General features: G+C 67.8%; 13 protein-coding genes. 7 read left to right on the top strand and 6 right to left on the bottom strand.

The features are described from left to right. Positions 1-26 precede the first annotated feature (26 nt). The 5 genes from A6M56_RS11690 to ampD are packed head-to-tail and all read left to right on the top strand — an operon-like array spanning position 27 to position 5530. Positions 27-938, top strand: a complete 912-nt coding sequence (locus A6M56_RS11690) for a cytochrome C assembly family protein (RefSeq protein WP_062737992.1) — start codon at positions 27-29, stop codon at positions 936-938. A gap of 37 nt (positions 939-975) precedes the next feature. Beyond that, the gene (locus tag A6M56_RS11685; RefSeq protein WP_045785957.1) at positions 976-1224 is read left to right on the top strand and encodes a hypothetical protein; all 249 of its coding nucleotides are present in this window, start codon (positions 976-978) and stop codon (positions 1222-1224) included. Beyond that, positions 1221-3269, top strand: a complete 2049-nt coding sequence (locus A6M56_RS11680) for a sensor histidine kinase (protein ID WP_045785958.1) — start codon at positions 1221-1223, stop codon at positions 3267-3269. Before A6M56_RS11685 ends, A6M56_RS11680 begins: the two co-directional genes overlap by 4 nt. A gap of 34 nt (positions 3270-3303) precedes the next feature. Beyond that, the gene (locus A6M56_RS11675) at positions 3304-4935 is read left to right on the top strand and encodes a sigma-54-dependent transcriptional regulator (RefSeq protein WP_045785959.1); all 1632 of its coding nucleotides are present in this window, start codon (positions 3304-3306) and stop codon (positions 4933-4935) included. Next, positions 4928-5530 (top strand): 1,6-anhydro-N-acetylmuramyl-L-alanine amidase AmpD, encoded by a 603-nt coding sequence (gene ampD / locus A6M56_RS11670; protein WP_180964243.1) that lies wholly within the window; start codon positions 4928-4930, stop codon positions 5528-5530. The genes A6M56_RS11675 and ampD overlap by 8 nt, the downstream gene beginning before the upstream one ends. A gap of 73 nt (positions 5531-5603) precedes the next feature. Here ampD and A6M56_RS11665 read toward each other — a convergent pair whose 3' ends face one another. Genes A6M56_RS11665 through A6M56_RS11655 form a run of 3 tightly spaced genes read right to left on the bottom strand, consistent with a single transcriptional unit; the run spans position 5604 to position 10043 of the window. After that, complete coding sequence (locus tag A6M56_RS11665) at positions 5604-7754, bottom strand: phosphocholine-specific phospholipase C (protein ID WP_102080128.1); 2151 nt, start codon at positions 7752-7754, stop codon at positions 5604-5606. Between the two features lie 36 nt (positions 7755-7790). Beyond that, positions 7791-7991 (bottom strand): hypothetical protein, encoded by a 201-nt coding sequence (locus tag A6M56_RS11660; protein ID WP_045785961.1) that lies wholly within the window; start codon positions 7989-7991, stop codon positions 7791-7793. A 30-nt stretch (positions 7992-8021) separates the two neighbouring features. Next, positions 8022-10043 (bottom strand): alkaline phosphatase family protein, encoded by a 2022-nt coding sequence (locus A6M56_RS11655; RefSeq protein WP_045785962.1) that lies wholly within the window; start codon positions 10041-10043, stop codon positions 8022-8024. Positions 10044-10667: 624 nt separating this feature from the next. Between A6M56_RS11655 and A6M56_RS11650 the strand changes: the two genes are divergently transcribed. Together A6M56_RS11650 and A6M56_RS11645 are read left to right on the top strand one after the other, a co-directional pair. Then, complete coding sequence (locus A6M56_RS11650; protein ID WP_045785963.1) at positions 10668-13643, top strand: ribonucleoside-diphosphate reductase subunit alpha; 2976 nt, start codon at positions 10668-10670, stop codon at positions 13641-13643. 117 nt (positions 13644-13760) lie between these two features. Then, a complete protein-coding gene (locus A6M56_RS11645; RefSeq protein ID WP_045785964.1) occupies positions 13761-14963 on the top strand; it encodes a ribonucleotide-diphosphate reductase subunit beta in 1203 nt (400 codons plus the stop codon). Between the two features lie 78 nt (positions 14964-15041). Here the strand turns inward: A6M56_RS11645 and A6M56_RS11640 are convergent, their stop codons facing one another. The 3 genes from A6M56_RS11640 to A6M56_RS11630 form a co-directional block, all read right to left on the bottom strand. Beyond that, positions 15042-15932, bottom strand: coding sequence for an EamA family transporter (locus tag A6M56_RS11640; RefSeq protein ID WP_444518274.1), 891 nt, complete (start codon positions 15930-15932; stop codon positions 15042-15044). 69 nt (positions 15933-16001) lie between these two features. Further along, entirely contained in the window at positions 16002-17342 is a 1341-nt protein-coding gene (locus A6M56_RS11635; RefSeq protein ID WP_045785966.1) for a hypothetical protein, read from the bottom strand. A gap of 103 nt (positions 17343-17445) precedes the next feature. Next, on the bottom strand, positions 17446-17676 hold a 231-nt coding region (locus tag A6M56_RS11630), incomplete at its 5' end, for a methyl-accepting chemotaxis protein (protein WP_353744917.1).

The following is a 17676-nucleotide window of genomic DNA, read 5'->3' as shown; positions in this document are numbered from 1 at the left end:
AGGGTGCGCTGCGGTAAACTGTGCAAATGGTGATTGTACTGTATGCGCTGACGGCGCTTCTCTACGGCACCCTCGCCTGGGCGGCGTGGGCGCGACGCGGCGGGCTCGAGGCTCCGGCCGCGGCTGGAGCCATCGGCGCGGGCGGGCACCCTCCCGGCGGTACGGTCCTCGTGCCGCCGCCGCCGGCGTCCGCGGGCACTGCGCCCGGCTGGTGGCGCTGGGCGCTGCTCGGCGCGCTGTGCGCCCACGGCCTGCTGCTGCACGAGACGATCTTCCCGCCCAGCGCGATGGTGTTCGGTTTCGCCTATGCGCTCTCGGCCATGCTCTGGCTGGGTGTGGGCATCTTCTGGATCGAAAGCCTTTTCTTCTCGCTGGCCGGCCTCGGGCTGCTGGTGATGCCCGTGGCGCTGGTCGGCAGCCTGCTGCCGCTGGCCTTTCCCGGCGCGCAGATTCTCGGCTACGCGGCCAGCCCCCTGTTCAAGCTCCACTTTGCCATCGCCAACGTGGCCTACGGGCTGTTCACGCTGGCGGCGTTCCACGCGATCCTGATGCTGGCCGCCGAGCGCCGTCTGCATACCATGCACCGTCCGGCAGAAGGCGGGTGGCTGAGCCGCTGGCTCGACCTGCTGCCGCCGCTGCTCACGCTCGAAAAGCTGCTGTTCCGCCTGATCGGCGCCGGTTTCGTGCTGCTCACCCTGACCATCGCCTCGGGCGTGCTGTTCTCCGAGCAGCTGTTCCACCGCGCCGTCCATTTCGATCACAAGAACGTCTTTGCGGTGCTGTCGTGGCTCATGTTCGGCGGCATCCTGATCGGCCGCCACTTCTATGGCTGGCGTGGCCGGGTGGCGCTGCGCTGGGTGATGGCCGCCTTCGCGATCCTGCTGCTGGCCTACGTGGGCAGCCGCTTCGTGCTCGAGGTCATCCTGCATCGCACGTAGCCGGCCTGCGCGGCTGTCCGACCCTGTTCCGTTTCCCATGGCGCGTCCTGTCCTGCTGATCCTGATGCTGCTTGCCGGCTGGTGGTGGTTGAGCCGCCTGGCTGCGCGCCCGTCCCGTCCGTCGGGCGCGCCTGCCGGCGCGGGCGAGCAGGCGCCCGGGTCGCACGCTTCGCAGCCTATCGAGCAATGCGCCGTGTGCGGGGTGCACGCGCCGCGCACCGGCATGATCGCGCTGCCCGGTGGCCGTTACCGTTGTCCAGAGCACGCCGACCGGGGCCGCGCATGACGCCGGAGGCCTCCGGCACCGCGCACGCCAGGCCCGCGGGCGCAGAGGAAGCCGCACCGACACCCGCCGGCCGCAGCGTGCTGTCGCGCCTGAACGCATGGCGGGCCATCCGCTCGGTGTGGCGCGAACCGGATCCGCCCGAGTTCCAATGGCGCCTGCTGCGCTATTTCGCCTTCAGCCGCGCGGCCGTTGCGCTGGTGCTGCTGCTGTTCGTGATGGTGCCGCGCGAGCACAACGAAGCGGCGGCGCTCCTCAATGACGAAGCCCTGCTGAGCCTGACGCTGCCGTACCTGGCGCTCGCGCTGCTGATCCTGGCCGCTGCGGGGTGGTGGCGTTCGCGGTTCCAGTTCCGGGTGCGGCTCGATGTGGTGCTCGATCTGCTGTTCCTGGGGCTGGCGTACGCGACGCTCTCGCGCCTGTCGGCGAGCGTCGCGATGGTGCTGCTGATGCCGGTGCTGGCCGCGGGCGCGCTCACCAGCCTGCTCTTTGCGCTGTTCACCGCGGCCGTGGCGTCGATGGTGGTGCTGGCGGATCCGTTCCTGCAGATGCTCGGCGATGGCGTGATCGCGCCAGGGCTGGCATCGGCGGGGCTGTATGGCCTCGTCTACATGATGGCCGCGTTGATGATGGTCGGCCTGTCGCACCGCCAGATCGCGCAGGAGCGCCTGACGCTCGCGCGCGAGCGCGAGCTGCGGCTGCAGCAGCTCGTCAACCGGCTGATGGTCCATGACATGCAGGACGGCGTGATGCTGGTGCGTGCCGACGGCCGCGTCGTCGCCGCGAACCCGGCGGCGGCCGTGCTGCTGGGCGTGCCGCAGAGCGCCTTCGCCGCCGGCGGTGCGATGCTGTTCGACCTGAAGGACGTGCCGCACCTGCGCCCGCTGCTGGAGACGCTGCGCCAGTGGCTGCGCCGCAAGAGCCGCCCCGCAGAGCGCACCGGAGACGACGACGCGCCGCGCATTCTCGACCTCCTGCCGGTGGTTCCGGGCGGCCGCGCCGCGCTGCATGCCCGGCTGCGCCTGCGCTTCATCCTGCCCAGCCTGGCGAACCTGCGCAGCGTCTATATGGAAAGCCTGGTCAGCACCATCGGCCTCGGCCGACCGGGCGAGGTCGAATCGCCGCGGCTGCGCCATCCTTCGGCGGAGGCCACCACTCAGGGCTGGTCGGCCGACGACGAGGCCTTTCTGCGCCACGAGCTGCATGACACCGTGCTCGTCCACGTGGAAAGCTGGGAGCGCGTGGCCGAGCAGGCCCAGCAGGAAAAGCTCGCGTCGATGGGGCGGCTGGTGGCCAGCGTCGCGCACCAGATTCGCAATCCGCTGGCGGCCATCAGTCAGGCGGCCGAGTTGCTGGATGACCCGGGCGACGGCGGTGAACACGCCCGCCGGGAAGGCTCGGGTGTGGAAACGCGCCTGCTGCGCATCATCCGCGACAACGTGCGCCGGCTCGACCAGGTGGTCGCCGACGTGCTGATGCTGTCGCGCCGCCCGCGTGGTGAGCGCGTGCGCGTGCAACTGGCACAGGTGCTTCCGGAGGTGGTCGAGCGCTGGCGCGCCGAAGCGCTGCGCCGCGCGGGCGAATCGGCTGAAATCAACCCGAATCTCGTGCGCGTGGCGGTGGATCTGGACAAGCCTGTTTTGTTCGACCCCGCGCAATTGCAGCAGGTGGTGGGCAACATGCTCGACAACGCGCTGCGCTACTGCCGCCGTGTGCCGGGCTCCATCCTGCTGGCCGCGTACGCGCTGGACGACACGCACGCCGAGCTCGTCATCTGGAACGACGGCCCCGAGGTCAGCGCCGAGCAGCAGCGCAGCCTCTTCGAGCCGTTCTTCACGAATGACGCCCAAGGCACCGGCCTGGGCCTGTACATGGCGCGCGAGTTGTGCAGCGCCAACGACGCGCAGATCCGCTACGGCGCCATCGCGCTGGAGTCCTTGCTCGATCGGACCGGAGCGTTGACCATGGAGGCGCGTGAGACGCTGCCGCGCCGCGCCTTCGTCATCACGCTGATGTTCGATCAACCCGCCCTGGCCGCAGCGGAATGAACCGCCGGCTGATATTCCGCTGACCTGCTGATCCATGTCCAAAGCCGCCATCGTTCGCGAACCCATCCTCGTCGTCGATGACGAAGCCGACCTGCGCGAGCTGCTGGAGATCTCCCTGCGCCGCATGGGGCACGACGTGGTGCTTGCCAGCGGCCTGGCCGAAGCGCGCGAGGCGCTGTCCCGTCAGCGCTTTGCGCTCGTGCTGACCGACATGCGCCTGGGCGACGGTCTGGGCATCGAACTCGTGCGCCAGCTCTCCGCCACTGCCGACCGCACGCCGGTGGCCGTCATCACGGCATACGGCAGCGCCGAGAACGCAGTGGAAGCGCTCAAGGCTGGTGCGTTCGACTACATCGCCAAGCCGCTCTCGCTCGACCAGCTGCGCAGCCTCGTGCTCAACGCGCTGGGGCGCCAGCAGCGCGATCCCGATCCCGGCAATGCCGATCTGGCAGAACGCACGAGCGAGCTGCTGCCCGGCCACTCGGCTGCCATGCAGGAGGTGCGCCGCTCGCTGATGCGCCTGGCGCGCAGCATGGCGCCGGTGGTGATCAGCGGCGAATCGGGCAGCGGCAAGGAACGGGCGGCGCGCGCCATCCATGCGTTGTCTGCGCGCTCGGCCCGGCCCTTCGTGGCCGTCAACTGCGGCGCGATTCCGGAAAACCTGATGGAGGCCGAGTTCTTCGGCTACGTGAAGGGCGCCTTCACCGGCGCCGACAGCGATCGCCAGGGCTTCTTCCAGGCGGCCAACGGCGGCACGCTGCTGCTCGACGAAGTGGCCGACCTGCCGCTGACGATGCAGGTGAAGCTGCTGCGCGCGCTACAGGAACGCCGCGTGCGCAAGATCGGCGAAAGCCGCGAAGACCCTGTCGACGTGCGCGTCGTCTGCGCAAGCCACCAGAACCTCGCGCGCCTGGTCGCCGCAGGGCGCTTTCGCGAAGACCTGTTCTACCGTCTGAACGTGCTCGAGCTGCGCATGCCCACGCTGCGCGAGCGCGCCGAAGACGTGCCCGTGCTGGCCGGCGTGCTGCTCGAGCAACTCGCCAACCGCTATGGCGATCCGCGTCCCAAGCGCCTCACGCGCGCGGCGCTGCAGCAGTTGTGCGCGTATCCGTTTCCGGGCAACGTGCGCGAGCTGGAGAACCTGCTCGAACGCGCGTACGCGTTTGCCGAGGGCGAGTCGATCGACGTGGACGACCTGGGCGCGCTGGGCGCCGAGATCGAGCGCTCGCCGCTGTTCCACCGGACGCGCGAGGCGCAGGCCGCAGCAGCCGGGATCCATCCGATGGCACCGCCACCGCCCGTGACGGGCTGGCCGGATGCCGTGTACACGCCCGCCCCGGCGGTGCCCAGCCCCATGGGCGCGTTGCAGCCCATGCAGCCGCCGCTCGCACAGCCTGCGGAGCCTGCACCGGCCGCCAAGCCGAGCGGGCCGCCGATGCCGAGCGTCGCGCTGCCCATCGACCTGCCGGCGTATCTGGAGTCTGTCGAGCGCAGCGTGATCCTGGCCGCGCTCGACCAGACCGGCTTCAACCGCACCGCGGCCGCCAAGCTGCTCGGCCTGTCGTTCCGGCAGTTGCGCTATCGGATGCAGCAGCTCGGCATTCGCGACCCGCGCGACGTGGAGCCGGCCAGCAACGGCCTCGGCGGCCAGAACGACGATGCATAAGCTGCCCGCCATGCATGTCGGCGCCGACGGCTGGGTCGATGCCATGCGTCGGCACCCGTCGCCCAACGTCGACGAACGGCCCGCGGGCATGCCGATCGATCTGATCGTCCTGCACAACATCAGCCTGCCGCCGGCACAGTCGGAGGCCGACTTCGGCACCGACGACGTACTGCGTTTCTTCACCAACACGCTCGACTGCGACGCGCACCCGTACTTCGATCAGCTGCGCGGCGTGCGCGTGTCGGCGCATTTCTTCATCCGTCGCACGGGCGAATGCGTGCAATTTGCATCGTGCGACGCGCGCGCCTGGCATGCCGGTGCGTCGGACTTTTTCGGGCGCACGCGCTGCAACGATTTCTCGGTCGGCATCGAAATCGAGGGCACCGACGATCTGCCCTTCACGCCCGAGCAGTACGCCACCACGGCGTCGCTTGTGCGGGCGATCTGCGCGGCGTATCCGATTGCGGCGATCGCCGGTCATTCGGACATTGCGCCGGGCCGCAAGACGGACCCCGGACCGCATTTCGACTGGGCGCATCTGCGCGCGCTCGGTGGATTCAATGCGGCGTTGTTCCCGTATCAGCACGCGCTCTGAAATGAAAACGGGCGGCCCGTTGCGAGGCCGCCCACGTTTTCCTCTGCTGATCTTTCTACTTCAGAGCCCTACCTCACGTGCCCATCGCCGGGTCGGACACGCCGTCCTTGCCCGTTTCCATGCGGCCGGCAAAGCGCCGCGTGAAGCCGCCTTGCGGCACCGTCACCGTAAAGTCGTACCAGTTGCCCTGGCGCGCGATCGGCCAGTGCTGGTCCAGTTGCTTGCCGGCCGGGATGTCGAACGTCCACGGGCCGTCGTTGCGGTACGCGTTCGGCTTGACGGTGAAGGTGCAGCCGGCGGTGCCGGTGTTCATCATCGTCACGTAGACCTCGGCGTTGGCCAGGTCGTAGCAGACGCGGATTTCCGGTGCGCTCGAACCCGCTGCCGACACGGCGCTCACATCGCCCGAGAACGCGCGGTGGAAGCCGTTGGGGCCGAGCACCCACAGGTCGTATTTGCCCTTGTCGGCGGTGAACACGTCCCAGGTGTCGTCGAGCATCTTGCCGGGCTCGACCGCATAGCGGCGCGGCACGCGGTCCAGATGCAGGCGGTCGTACACGTGGAAGACGGCGGCCGCTGTGCCGGTGTTGCTGAAGATCAGGCGCAGCGCGCGGTTGGTGGCGTCTTCGCGCGCGCTGACGTGCAGCTCGTACGGCAGGGCGCGCGAGGGGCGGGTGCCGGTGGCTTGCGTCGGCATCTGCTGTGCCGTCACCGAGGGCAGCGGCACCTGCGGCTTCAACCCTTGCGCGGTGCGGATCGAGTCGGCGGTTGCCTTGTCGCGGCTGGGCAGCGTCGGCAGCGTTTCGGTGTTCGGGTTGACGAAGTTGAAGGCGCTGGTCAGGTCGCCCAGCACCGCGCGGCGGTACGCGCTGATGTTCGGCTCCTTGACGTTGAAGCGCAGTTCCAGGAAGCGCAGCACCGAGGTGTGGTCGAACGCCTGCGAGTTGACCCAGCCGCCGCGGCTCCACGGCGAAACGACGTACATCGGCACGCGCGGGCCGGGGCCATAGGGGCGTTGGTCCGTGTGGTATTCGCCGGCCGTGCTCACCGTCGATTTGCCGGCCAGCACGCCGTTGTCATAGGCCGGCGCTGCGGGCGGCGGCACGTGGTCGAAGAAGCCGTCGTTCTCATCGAAGTTGATGAACAGCACGGTCTTGCTCCACACGGCCGGGTTGGCGGTCAGCGCGTTGAGCACTTCCTGCGTGTACCACGCGCCCTGCACAGGGCTCGACGGACCGGGGTGTTCGGAATACGTGGCCGGCGCGACGATCCACGACACCTGCGGCAGCTGGCCGGCGGCAATGTCGTCCTTCAAGGCCTGCAGGAAGCCGCCGTCGGGCATGGTGTTGCCGACACCCTTGATGAGCGGGCTGACGGTCTCGTCGGCCGGCGTGTACGGCGGGAACGGGCTGCCGTCGGCCAGGTTGCCGCGCGCGGCGTTGGCATCGCGGTAGGCCTTGAAGCCGGCGAGCGGGTTGTCGGTGAAGTTGTCCGGCATGTTCTGGTAGACCTTCCACGACACGCCGGCCGCCTGCAGGCGCTCGGGGTAGGTCGTCCAGTTGTAGGTGACGCTGGCGTCGAGGTGATCGCCGCTGTTGTCGATGACGGGGCCACCCGCCGCGCCGGTCGGGTCGTTCGTGCCCGTCCAGTGGAACAGGCGGTTGGTGTTGGTGCCGCCGTGGAACGAGCAGTGGTACGCATCGCACAGCGTGAAGGCGTTGGCCAGCGCGAACTGGAAGTCCAGCTCGGCCTGCTTGTAATAGCCCATCGACTGCGTCTGCTTGTAGGTCGGCCACTTGCTCATGCGGCCCAGGTCCCACGCGTTCTGCGCATCGGGGTAGCTGTGCGGCGTGCCGGACACGCGCTGCGCGTTGCCGGCGCTGCTGTCGAGGTAGTACGGCAGCACCGTGCGGCTCGGTCCGCTGCCTGGCACGTAGGTCTGCTGCCAGACGTTCAGGCCGCCCGCCAGCGGGATGGGGAAGCGGTCGCCGAAGCCGCGCACACCTTGCAGCGTGCCGAAGTAGTTGTCGAACGAGCGGTTCTCCTGCATGAGGATCACCACGTGTTCGACGTCGCGGATCGTGCCGGTCGCGTTGTTGGCCGGGATGGCCAGCGCGCGGCGGATCGACGGCGGAAACGCGGCCAGTGCGGCAGCGGAGATCGCGCCCGTGCTGGCCAGCTTGAGGAAGTGGCGGCGGCCGCCTTGCTTGGTGTTGGAAGTCATGTCGGTCTCAGGCGTACGGAATGTACGAACGGGGGATCAGGGGGCGCAGCGCAGGTTCGGTTTGTCGGCCGGCGGTTTGCCGGGCTGATCCGGCTGGGTCGTGCCCGCGTCGGTTCCGGTGCCTGGCGTGCCGTCGTTCGAATCGCCGCCGCAGGCCGACAGCGACAAGGTGGCGGCGCACAGCAGCACGGCGGCCAGCCGGTGCGGCCGCGCGAGAGGGTGGATGAAGGGCTTCATGAGCGGTCTCGTTCGGGTTGGGGGAGGGGATCAGGGGTTCAGCGACGACAGCGGCTGGTGCGACGCGTTGATCGTCTTGAGTTCGTCCAGCGTCAGGCGGCGCGTCCACATGGCGAGGTCGTCGTAGGCCATCACGCCCTTGAGCGAGCCCGGGTTGTTGGGCACGTAGTTGTGCGTGGCGTCGTCGTTCAGGCCCCAGACCAGCGTGGCCAGGCCGCCCAGCTTCGTGACGTCGGTGTTGGCGATGGGCTTGTCTTCCACCTTCTGCGCGCCGAGCACCGGATCGAGGATGTAGGCGCTGAAGCGCTTGGCCTGCGTGTCCACCGACAGGGCGAGATACGCCCATTGGTTGGCGCTGAACTTCATGCCGTTGATGTCATCGCGCTTGCCGCCGCTGCCCAGGTTGAAGCGCACCTCGCAGCCGCCGAACAGGCCGAGCGCAATGCCCGCATTCGCGCCCGACGTGTAGTTCTTGTTGGAGAGGATCGGCTCGCCGGTGCCGTTGCCCTGCGCGCAGTCAGACTTGAACCAGAAGCCGATGGTGAACTGGGGGCTCAGGGCGATGTCGGCGCCGTTCTGCGTGAGCTTGTAACTGTCGACGCGCGAATCGACCGACAGCGCCGTGCCGCCGAACGGGTCGGTGGCTGCCGAGCCGCCGTCGGTGCCCAGCACCCAGGGGCCGATCGTCGAGCTGGCTTTGCGGTCGGTGGGCGGCAGCGGGTCGAAGCTGTAGTACGCCGCAAGGCCGTTGGTGAGCGTGGCTGCCAGCGGCGTAGGCGCAACGTAATCGATCTGCGCAAGCGTCGAGACCGGCATGTCATTGCGCACCACCGTGTAGTTGATGCGGTACAGGCCGGTCGCGGTGGCAAAGCTGTTGTCGGTGTACTGCGTGGCCGTGGCAGGCAGTGTGGCGACCGGCTTGCCATCGCGCAGCACGGTGATGGGGCCGCTGGCGGTGGTCGGGTTCTGCCACGTGAGCACCAGCGACGCGTTGTATTGACCCACCGTGCTCTGGAGGTTGCGTACCCCCACGGCATTGGCCGTCAGCGCCGCGCCATCAAGCTTATGTGTGGCAGCCGGCACGGCGGCGTTCAGTTGCGCCAGGACGGTCGGCACGATGTCGGCCTCGCTCGGCAGCGCGGCCAGCGTGGCTTCGGAGGTGGGTGCGGCCGTGCCGTCCTTCCCCAGCACCGGGTTCGCGGTCTTGTTCAGGGCGATGAAGGCGGTGCGGTTCTCCAGCGTGGGCGCCGACGTGGTCGCGCCGGTTGCGTCGAGGCCATGGCTGGTGGTGACGACCACGAGCCAGTCTTCGCCCGGGTTGGCCGCCCGGCGCTGGGCGATGGCAGCCTGCAGCGTGCCGATGGCCTGGTCGACGTCGTGCAGGGCAGCGGTGTAAGCGTCGCTCTGCAAGCCTGCGTCAAGGGCAGCGGCGGCCGGCGCGCTGTACTGCGCGAAGACGACGTCGTAGCCCGATTGCACGAGCTTCACGCTGTGTTGCGTGACGCACGGATCGGCCTGGGCGCAGTCGACCAGCGTGTCGAGATTGCCCGCCTGCTGGTCCGCCTTGAGCAGCGCGGGCAGCACGGCCGAGCTGACGGCCGCGCCCAGGTGCGGGGTGGTGCCGGCGGCCTTGGCGGCGCCGCGCACGTAGCCGAAGACGGTCGGAGCGGCCAGCGTGGCGACGGTGTCGTCGGGCGCGCCGTGGCGGTTCTGCCAGGTGCCGGTCAGCACGGTGGCCCAGCTCGGGGTGTCGAGCGGCGGCTGGGCGGTCGTCGTACCGAGCGTGCCGCCCGTGGAGGCCGGCATGACCGATAGCGCGGCCAGGTTCGGCAGGCTGCGCCGCAACAGGCCGCGCTGGACCTGCGCATAGGTGGCGCCGTCCACGCCGACCACCAGCACTTTCCTGCTGGGGCCGGCCGGCGGCGGGCTGGTGTTGCCCTGGCCGGCGATTGGGGTACCATCGCTGCCCCCGCCGCAGGCCGCCAGTGCGGTGGCCAAGGTTGTGCCCAGCGCGGCCGTCAGCAGACGGCGGGCAGGTCGGTTCCAAGCCATGTCGATTTTCCTCGGTCGTGGTACGCGGCGCCAGGAGGGCGCCGCGGTGATTGCGCTCCCTGCAATGCGACCGAAGCGTAGGGACGGGGCCTGTCGCTCAAGTGACAGCCGCGACAAGAATGCTGATGCCGCTATTCGGATTTCTTGTGCGTCGTCCACGGGCGACGCACCGGTGCAGTGCACGTCACGCAATTCCCTACCGAAGGTGAGGTGGTGTCTATCGCGCTTGCCTCACCGATAGAAAGAATTATTCTGGAAACGTGCGCATTGCGACGCCGCACGCCGGCCCCGTCGACCCTTTGTGCAGACTGGGATGGCGGGTTTGCGGCAGCGCATCCGGGATGGAAAGAAGGCCTTTCGCCCCCATCTGTCAAGACTGGTCATCTTCGACCGATCCACTATACTTAGCGCCAATCCCGGGATGAAACACTAGATGTAGTGGTCGCTTTCCGGGATTCTTATTTCGGCGCCACGCGGGGGCGGGCGTACGGCAGGTCAAGCCGGCGCTTGGGGGCTGAGAAAAGACAAGGGTCTTTTCGGTCTCTTTTTCCTGCGTGGTGCCAGAGTCCGCCCTGGGGTTCCCCACCGGCGGACCCTCAATCGAACGGTTCAACAGGAGTCCACATGCAGACGGCCCAATCCGAAATCCACTCCGGCACCGCCAATCCCACTCAATTTGCGCAAAGCGCTGGCGGCACGGCCGTGGCCCCCGGCACCGGTTCCGGCGTCAACTACGCCGATTACAAGATCATCCGCCGCAATGGCGCCGTGGTGAGCTTCGAGCCGTCCAAGATCGCCGTGGCGATGACCAAGGCCTTCCTCGCCGTGAACGGCGGGCAGGGCGCCGCTTCCGCGCGTGTGCGCGAGCTGGTCGACCAACAGACGCAGAACGTGGTGCGCGCCCTGCTGCGCAGCCGCCCGAACGGCGGCACGTTCCACATCGAAGACGTGCAGGATCAGGTCGAACTGGCCCTGATGCGTTCGGGCGAGCACGACGTGGCCCGCGCCTACGTGCTGTACCGCGAGCGCCGCGCCCAGGAGCGCGCACAAGCCGGCGAAACCCAGCAGCAACCGGCCTTCATCGGCCTGAACGTGACCGACGGCGGCATCACCCGCCCGCTGGACATGGCGGCGCTGCGCAACGTGATCGTCTCGGCCTGCGAAGGCCTGGGCGATGCGGTGGACCCGGAGCCGATCCTCAAGGAAACGGTCAAGAACCTGTATGAAGGCGTGCCGATGACGCAGGTGTACGACTCGGCCATCCTGGCCGCCCGTACGCTCATCGAGAAGGACCCGGCGTACAGCCAGGTCACGGCGCGCATCCTGCTGCACACGATCCGCCGCGAAATCCTCGGCGAAGAAGTCACGCAGGCCGAAATGAGCACCCGCTATGCGGACTACTTCCCGCAGTTCATCAAGCGCGGCATCAACGCCGAGCTGCTGGACGACAAGCTGGCCCAGTTCGACCTGGCCCGCCTGGGCGCGGCGCTCGATGCCTCGCGCGACTTCCAGTTCAACTACCTCGGCCTGCAGACGCTGTACGACCGCTACTTCCTGCACATCAACGAAACCCGCATCGAGATGCCGCAGGCGTTCTTCATGCGTGTGGCGATGGGCCTGGCGCTGAACGAAATCGACCGCGAAGCCCGCGCCATCGAGTTCTACCAGCTGCTGTCGTCGTTCGATTTCATGTCGAGCACCCCGACGCTGTTCAACTCGGGCACGCGTCGCTCGCAGCTGTCGTCGTGCTACCTGACCACCGTGTCGGATGACCTGGACGGCATCTACGAAGCGCTGAAGGAAAACGCGCTGCTCTCCAAGTTCGCCGGCGGCCTGGGCAACGACTGGACCAACGTGCGCGCACTCGGCTCGCACATCAAGGGTACGAACGGCAAGTCGCAAGGCGTGGTGCCGTTCCTGAAGGTGGTCAACGACACGGCCGTGGCCGTGAACCAGGGCGGCAAGCGCAAGGGCGCCGTCTGCGCGTACCTGGAAACGTGGCACCTGGACATCGAAGAATTCCTGGAGCTGCGCAAGAACACCGGCGACGACCGCCGCCGCACGCACGACATGAACACGGCCAACTGGATCCCGGACCTGTTCATGAAGCGCGTGATGGAAGGTGGCGAGTGGACGCTGTTCTCGCCGTCCACCTGCCCGGACCTGCACGACAAGGTCGGCAAGGCGTTCGAGCAGGCCTACCTGGCCTATGAAGACAAGGTCGCGCGTGGCGAGATCAAGCTCTTCAAGAAGATGCCGGCGCTGCAACTCTGGCGCAAGATGCTGGGCATGCTGTTCGAAACCGGCCACCCGTGGATCACGTTCAAGGATCCGTGCAACATCCGCAGCCCGCAGCAGCACGTGGGCGTGGTGCACAGCTCCAACCTGTGCACGGAAATCACGCTGAACACGAACGACAGCGAAATCGCGGTGTGCAACCTCGGTTCGGTCAACCTGGTCGCCCACCTGGTCAAGCAGGCCGACGGCAGCGTGGTGCTCGATCACGAGAAGCTGAAGAAGACCGTGCGCACCGCCATGCGCATGCTCGACAACGTGATCGACATCAACTACTACGCGGTCAAGAAAGCACGTGATTCGAACCTGCGCCACCGTCCGGTCGGCCTGGGCATCATGGGTTTCCAGGACGCGCTGCACGTGCTGCGTGTGCCGTACGCGAGCGAGGCCGCCGTGCAGTTTGCCGACACCTCGATGGAAGCCGTGTGCTACTACGCCTACTGGGCGTCGACCGAGCTGGCTGAGGAGCGCGGCCGCTACAGCAGCTACAAGGGCTCGCTGTGGGATCGCGGCATCCTCCCGCAGGACTCGCTCAAGCTGCTGGCCGAAGAGCGCGGCGGCTACCTCGAAGCCGACATGTCGTCGACGATGGACTGGGACAGCCTGCGCGCGCGCATCAAGCAGTACGGCATGCGCAACTCGAACTGCGTGGCGATCGCGCCGACGGCAACCATCTCCAACATCATCGGCGTGTCCGCTTGCATTGAGCCGACGTACCAGAACCTGTACGTCAAGTCGAACCTGTCGGGCGAGTTCACGGTGGTCAACGACTACCTCGTGCGCGACCTGAAGGCCCGCGGCCTTTGGGACGAAGTGATGGTTGCCGACCTGAAGTACTTCGACGGCTCGCTGGCCCGCATCGACCGCATCCCGCAAGACCTGCGCGACCTGTACGCAACGGCCTTCGAGGTGGAGCCGCAATGGCTGGTGGAAGCCGCCGCGCGGCGCCAGAAGTGGATCGACCAGGCGCAGTCGCTGAACATCTACATGGCCGGCGCGTCGGGCAAGAAGCTGGACGACACGTACAAGCTGGCCTGGCTGCGTGGCCTGAAGACCACGTACTACCTGCGCACGATCGGTGCAACGCACGTGGAAAAGTCCACCGTGTCGCGCGGCACGCTGAATGCGGTGTCGTCGGGTAGCGATGTGGGTGGCGTGTCCGCTGCCGGCGTGTCGCAAGCCGCGCCCGCCAGCGCACTGGATGCTGCTGCCGCCACCGCGCAGGCCATGCCGGAAGCCGAAGGGGCCGTGTGCACGATGCGCCCGGGCGACCCCGGTTTCGAGGAATGCGAAGCCTGCCAGTAAATCTAAACAGTGCCTGAGGTTGCTCCCGCGCAAGCGGGAGCACCGTGATCTGCAGGACACTAGCCTCGCGCTCCGAAAGGGCGGGAGCGACGCGCAAAGAATTCAGGAGAAACACCTATGCTGAGCTGGGACGACGACGTCAAACCTGCCGCACAACCGCAAGCTGCACCGCAGCCTGTGTACCAACCGCAACTGCAAACCGCCACCGCCGACCAGGGCGGCGTGCTGCCCCCGTCGGCCACTGCCGCCGCCGGCACGGGCATCCTCGGCAACAATCCGAACGCCGCTGCCGCGCAGAGCAACCGCCGCGTGAACGCCGCCGACAAGCGCGTCATCAACGGCGCCACCGACGTCAACCAGTTGGTGCCGTTCAAGTACAAGTGGGCGTGGGAAAAGTACCTCGCCGGCTGCGCGAACCACTGGATGCCGCAGGAAATCAACATGTCGCGCGACATCGCCCTGTGGAAAGACCCGAACGGTCTGACCGAAGACGAGCGCCGCATCATCAAGCGCAACCTGGGCTTTTTCGTGACGGCCGACTCGCTGGCCGCCAACAACATCGTGCTGGGCACCTACCGCCAGATCACCGCGCCGGAATGCCGCCAGTACCTGCTGCGCCAGGCGTTTGAAGAGGCGATCCACACGCACGCGTATCAGTACATCGTGGAATCGCTGGGCCTGAACGAGGCCGAGATCTTCAATGCGTACCACGAGGTGCCGTCGATCCGCGACAAGGACGAGTTCCTGATCCCGTTCATCGACACGCTGACCGATCCGTCGTTCAAGACCGGCACGCCCGAGAACGACCAGAAGCTGCTGAAGTCGCTCATCGTCTTCGCCTGCATCATGGAAGGCCTGTTCTTCTACGTCGGCTTCACGCAGATCCTGGCGATGGGCCGTCAGAACAAGATGACCGGTGCGGCCGAGCAGTACCAGTACATCCTGCGCGACGAGTCGCTGCACTGCAATTTCGGCATCGACCTGATCAACCAGATCAAGCTGGAGAACCCGCACCTGTGGACGGCCGAGTTCAAGGCCGAGATCACGGCGCTGTTCAAGAAGGCCGTCGACCTGGAATACCGCTACGCAGAAGACACTATGCCGCGCGGCGTGCTGGGCCTGAACGCGCCGATGTTCAAGAGCTACCTGCGCTTCATCTGCAATCGCCGCTGCCAGCAGATCGGCCTGGACCCGCTGTTCCCGAACGAGGAAAACCCGTTCCCGTGGATGAGCGAGATGATCGACCTGAAGAAGGAACGCAACTTCTTCGAGACGCGCGTGATCGAGTACCAGACCGGTGGTGCGCTGTCGTGGGATTGATCGGCGTTCGCCGCCAAGCTCGAAGAAAAGGCCCATCCGGGCCTTTTTTCATCGGCGTGGAGTAGACAGGCTTCCCGGCTAGGCTGCGGCCCCGGGTTCCACCGGCGGCTTAGGGGCGCGCACCGTCAACGCACACCCGGCCGATGCGGCAATGATGGCGAGAATCGCCACCCACTGCCGCCCCGTCAGTTGCTCGTGCAGCACGATCGCGCCGGCCAGCGCGCCGATGGCGGGCTCCAGGCTGAGCAGCACGGAGAACGTCTTGCCCGGCAGGTGCTTGAGCGCCACCATCTCGAGCGAATACGGAATCGCGCTCGACAGCACGCCAATGCCCAGCCCCGCCAGCATCAGCGACGGTGACAGCAGCGACGCCCCCGCCTGCGCCACGCCGAACGGCAGCGCAAACAGCGCGCCGACCGTCATCCCGAGCGATGTGGCCTGGCCTGCGTGCAGGCCGCCCAGGTTCTTGCCGGTCAGGATATAGAGCGCCCAGCACACGCCCGCGGCCAGCGCATATGCCGCGCCCAGATGGTCGACCTGGCCGACCGCCTTGTCGGCCACCGTCAGCACCAGCAAGCCCGCCACCGCCAGCCCGATCCAGACGAAATCGAGCGCCCGCCGCGAGAGCAGCACCGCCAGCACCAGCGGCCCGGTGAACTCGATGGCGATCGCAATGCCGATCGGCAGCCGTTGCAGCGACAGGTAGAACAGCAGGTTCATGCTCGCCAGCGTGACGCCGTACAGCGCGATGCGGCCGGCATCCGAGCGGCCCAGATGCAGGCGCCACGGCCGCCAGAACGCCAGCAGGATCGCCGCGCCGATGCTGACGCGATACGTGACGGTGCCGGCAGCGCCCAGCACCGGAAACAGCGTTTTGGCAAACGAGTTGCCCAGGCACACCGATGCCATCGAGCCCATCAGCGCGAGGATGGACATCCAGGGGGGCGACGTCGTGGAAGCGGAAGACATGGATCGAGCGGAAACGGGCAGCACGGCAACGCCACAGCATAGCCGTGGCGCGGCATGTGCGCTTTGGGGTTACAGGGCTGCCGCGCTGGGGCGGATGACGTCGATCAGCAGCACGCGCTGCCCTTCGCGTTCGCCGTCGGGCCGGGGGGTGACGCCGCGCGGCGGGCGGGGGGCCGCCAGCGGCGCGGGGTCTTCGGCGCTCATGCCGAACACGGCCAGCCTGGAGGCGGCAATGCGCTGCAGCGTGCCGCGCACGCCCGGCACATCGAGGTCTTCGGGGTCGAAACCGGTGGTGGCCGTCCAGTCGTCGCGGGCGATGTCCTGCAGGCCGTTGGCCATCTCGAACTGCAGCGATGCACCGAAGCCCTTCTGCAGCGAGTGCATGCCGAGCAGGTACTCTGCCGTCAGGAAGGCACGCAGCCGCGTCCAGAATGCCAGCGCGCCGATGTTGCCGCTCTTGAGCGCATGGCTTGGGGCGACTTCCCAGCTATGGTCGAGCAGCCTGTTGATCAGGCGGCCCCAGGTGGGTACCTCGGTGCCGGCGGAACAGTCCTCACCTGGGCCTTCGGGGCGCGCGAGCTGGCGCAGCAGGCCGGTGAACGAGCCCGAGCCGGGGCGCGCGGCACCTGCCTGCGGGCCCGACGGCCAGCGCCACTGCAGCGGGGAGGGCGGCCGGATGCCGGGCCATTGCGCGTACTGCTGCAGCCCCGTGCACGGCGTCAGGTAGCGCCAGTGGCGCTGGTCGCGGCCGATGCGGCGCAGCGGCTCGAGCTCTTCCGACAGATTGAACTTGCCGAGAAAGGTCGCATTGCGCGACTTGATCGGTGAGCGCGCATAGACGTTGAAATCGGGCCAGCCTTCGTAAAGGCTGATCTGCGGCAGCGTGTGATGCTTGTCGAGGGCGTCGTCGGGTGCGTCGATGCGGCGGGCGGTGACGAACAGCGCGCGGCAATCGAGCGTGGGTACCGCGCCGCGCAGGCGCAGCAGGATCAGCAGGTCGCCGAACTCGGCCGGGCGCGCTTCCGTACGTGCCGGGTAGGCGTGCGGCTGCTCTTCCGGCCAGAAGGTGGTCAGGCGCAGGGCCGAGCCGGGAAATGCGCTGCGCAGTCCTTGGCGGAGCAAGCGCAGCCCGTCGGGGCGGCGCAGCGTGCGCAGGATCGACAAGTCATCGCGCAAGGCGGCGTCGGGGTGTGGCGTGCGGCCGCCGTGTTCTGCCGCCAGCGCAAAGCGCCAGAGCGCGGTGTCGCTGGCCAGATCCTGGGCGGCGTCATCGCGTACAGCTTCGGGGCGGCCGCCGGAAATCGGCTCTTGTGCGCCGCCGGGAACGTCTCCTCTTCCGGCCTGAGCGCTGCTCGACCCGGCAATCGCACCATAAGGGCCACGGAAGGGCGGCTGGTTGCGCTCGGGCATGGCTATTCCAACGTGGTGATTTTGATTTCTCTGGCGCGCAGCATAGCACCATGCATGGCGCCCGAGAACGCAGCGCGGCCCCTCCCGTGGGCGGGGCCCCGCGTTACGCTGTGCGGAACGAAGCGACCGCGTCGCGCAACACCTGCGCCTGTTCCTCCAGCGACAGCGCGGCGGCGGCCGCCTGTTCGACCAGCGCCGCGTTCTGCTGCGTCACTTCGTCCATCTGATTGACGGCCTGGTTGACCTGCTCGATGCCGGAGCTTTGCTCCTCCGATGCCGAGCTGATCTCGCCCATGATGTCGGTCACGCGCTTGACGGCGACGACCACCTCGTC

This window comes from Ralstonia sp. RL (genome assembly GCF_001683835.1).
Classification (GTDB): Bacteria; Pseudomonadota; Gammaproteobacteria; order Burkholderiales; family Burkholderiaceae; genus Ralstonia; species Ralstonia mannitolilytica.
Note: the sequence above shows the minus strand (reverse complement) of the source record. Positions and strands in the feature narration are given on the sequence as shown.

Bases quoted from the DNA above. Each gene is read 5' to 3' on its own strand.
- A6M56_RS11650 (WP_045785963.1), top strand. From the start codon at position 10,668: ATGCAGACGGCCCAATCCGAAATCCACTCCGGCACCGCCAATCCCACT.
- A6M56_RS11685 (WP_045785957.1), top strand. From the start codon at position 976: ATGGCGCGTCCTGTCCTGCTGATCCTGATGCTGCTTGCCGGCTGGTGG.
- A6M56_RS11660 (WP_045785961.1), bottom strand. From the start codon at position 7,991: ATGAAGCCCTTCATCCACCCTCTCGCGCGGCCGCACCGGCTGGCCGCC.
- A6M56_RS11680 (WP_045785958.1), top strand. From the start codon at position 1,221: ATGACGCCGGAGGCCTCCGGCACCGCGCACGCCAGGCCCGCGGGCGCA.
- A6M56_RS11635 (WP_045785966.1), bottom strand. From the start codon at position 17,342: ATGCCCGAGCGCAACCAGCCGCCCTTCCGTGGCCCTTATGGTGCGATT.
- A6M56_RS11675 (WP_045785959.1), top strand. From the start codon at position 3,304: ATGTCCAAAGCCGCCATCGTTCGCGAACCCATCCTCGTCGTCGATGAC.
- A6M56_RS11640 (WP_444518274.1), bottom strand. From the start codon at position 15,932: ATGTCTTCCGCTTCCACGACGTCGCCCCCCTGGATGTCCATCCTCGCG.
- A6M56_RS11665 (WP_102080128.1), bottom strand. From the start codon at position 7,754: ATGACTTCCAACACCAAGCAAGGCGGCCGCCGCCACTTCCTCAAGCTG.
- A6M56_RS11645 (WP_045785964.1), top strand. From the start codon at position 13,761: ATGCTGAGCTGGGACGACGACGTCAAACCTGCCGCACAACCGCAAGCT.
- A6M56_RS11690 (WP_062737992.1), top strand. From the start codon at position 27: ATGGTGATTGTACTGTATGCGCTGACGGCGCTTCTCTACGGCACCCTC.
- A6M56_RS11655 (WP_045785962.1), bottom strand. From the start codon at position 10,043: ATGGCTTGGAACCGACCTGCCCGCCGTCTGCTGACGGCCGCGCTGGGC.
- ampD (WP_180964243.1), top strand. From the start codon at position 4,928: ATGCATAAGCTGCCCGCCATGCATGTCGGCGCCGACGGCTGGGTCGAT.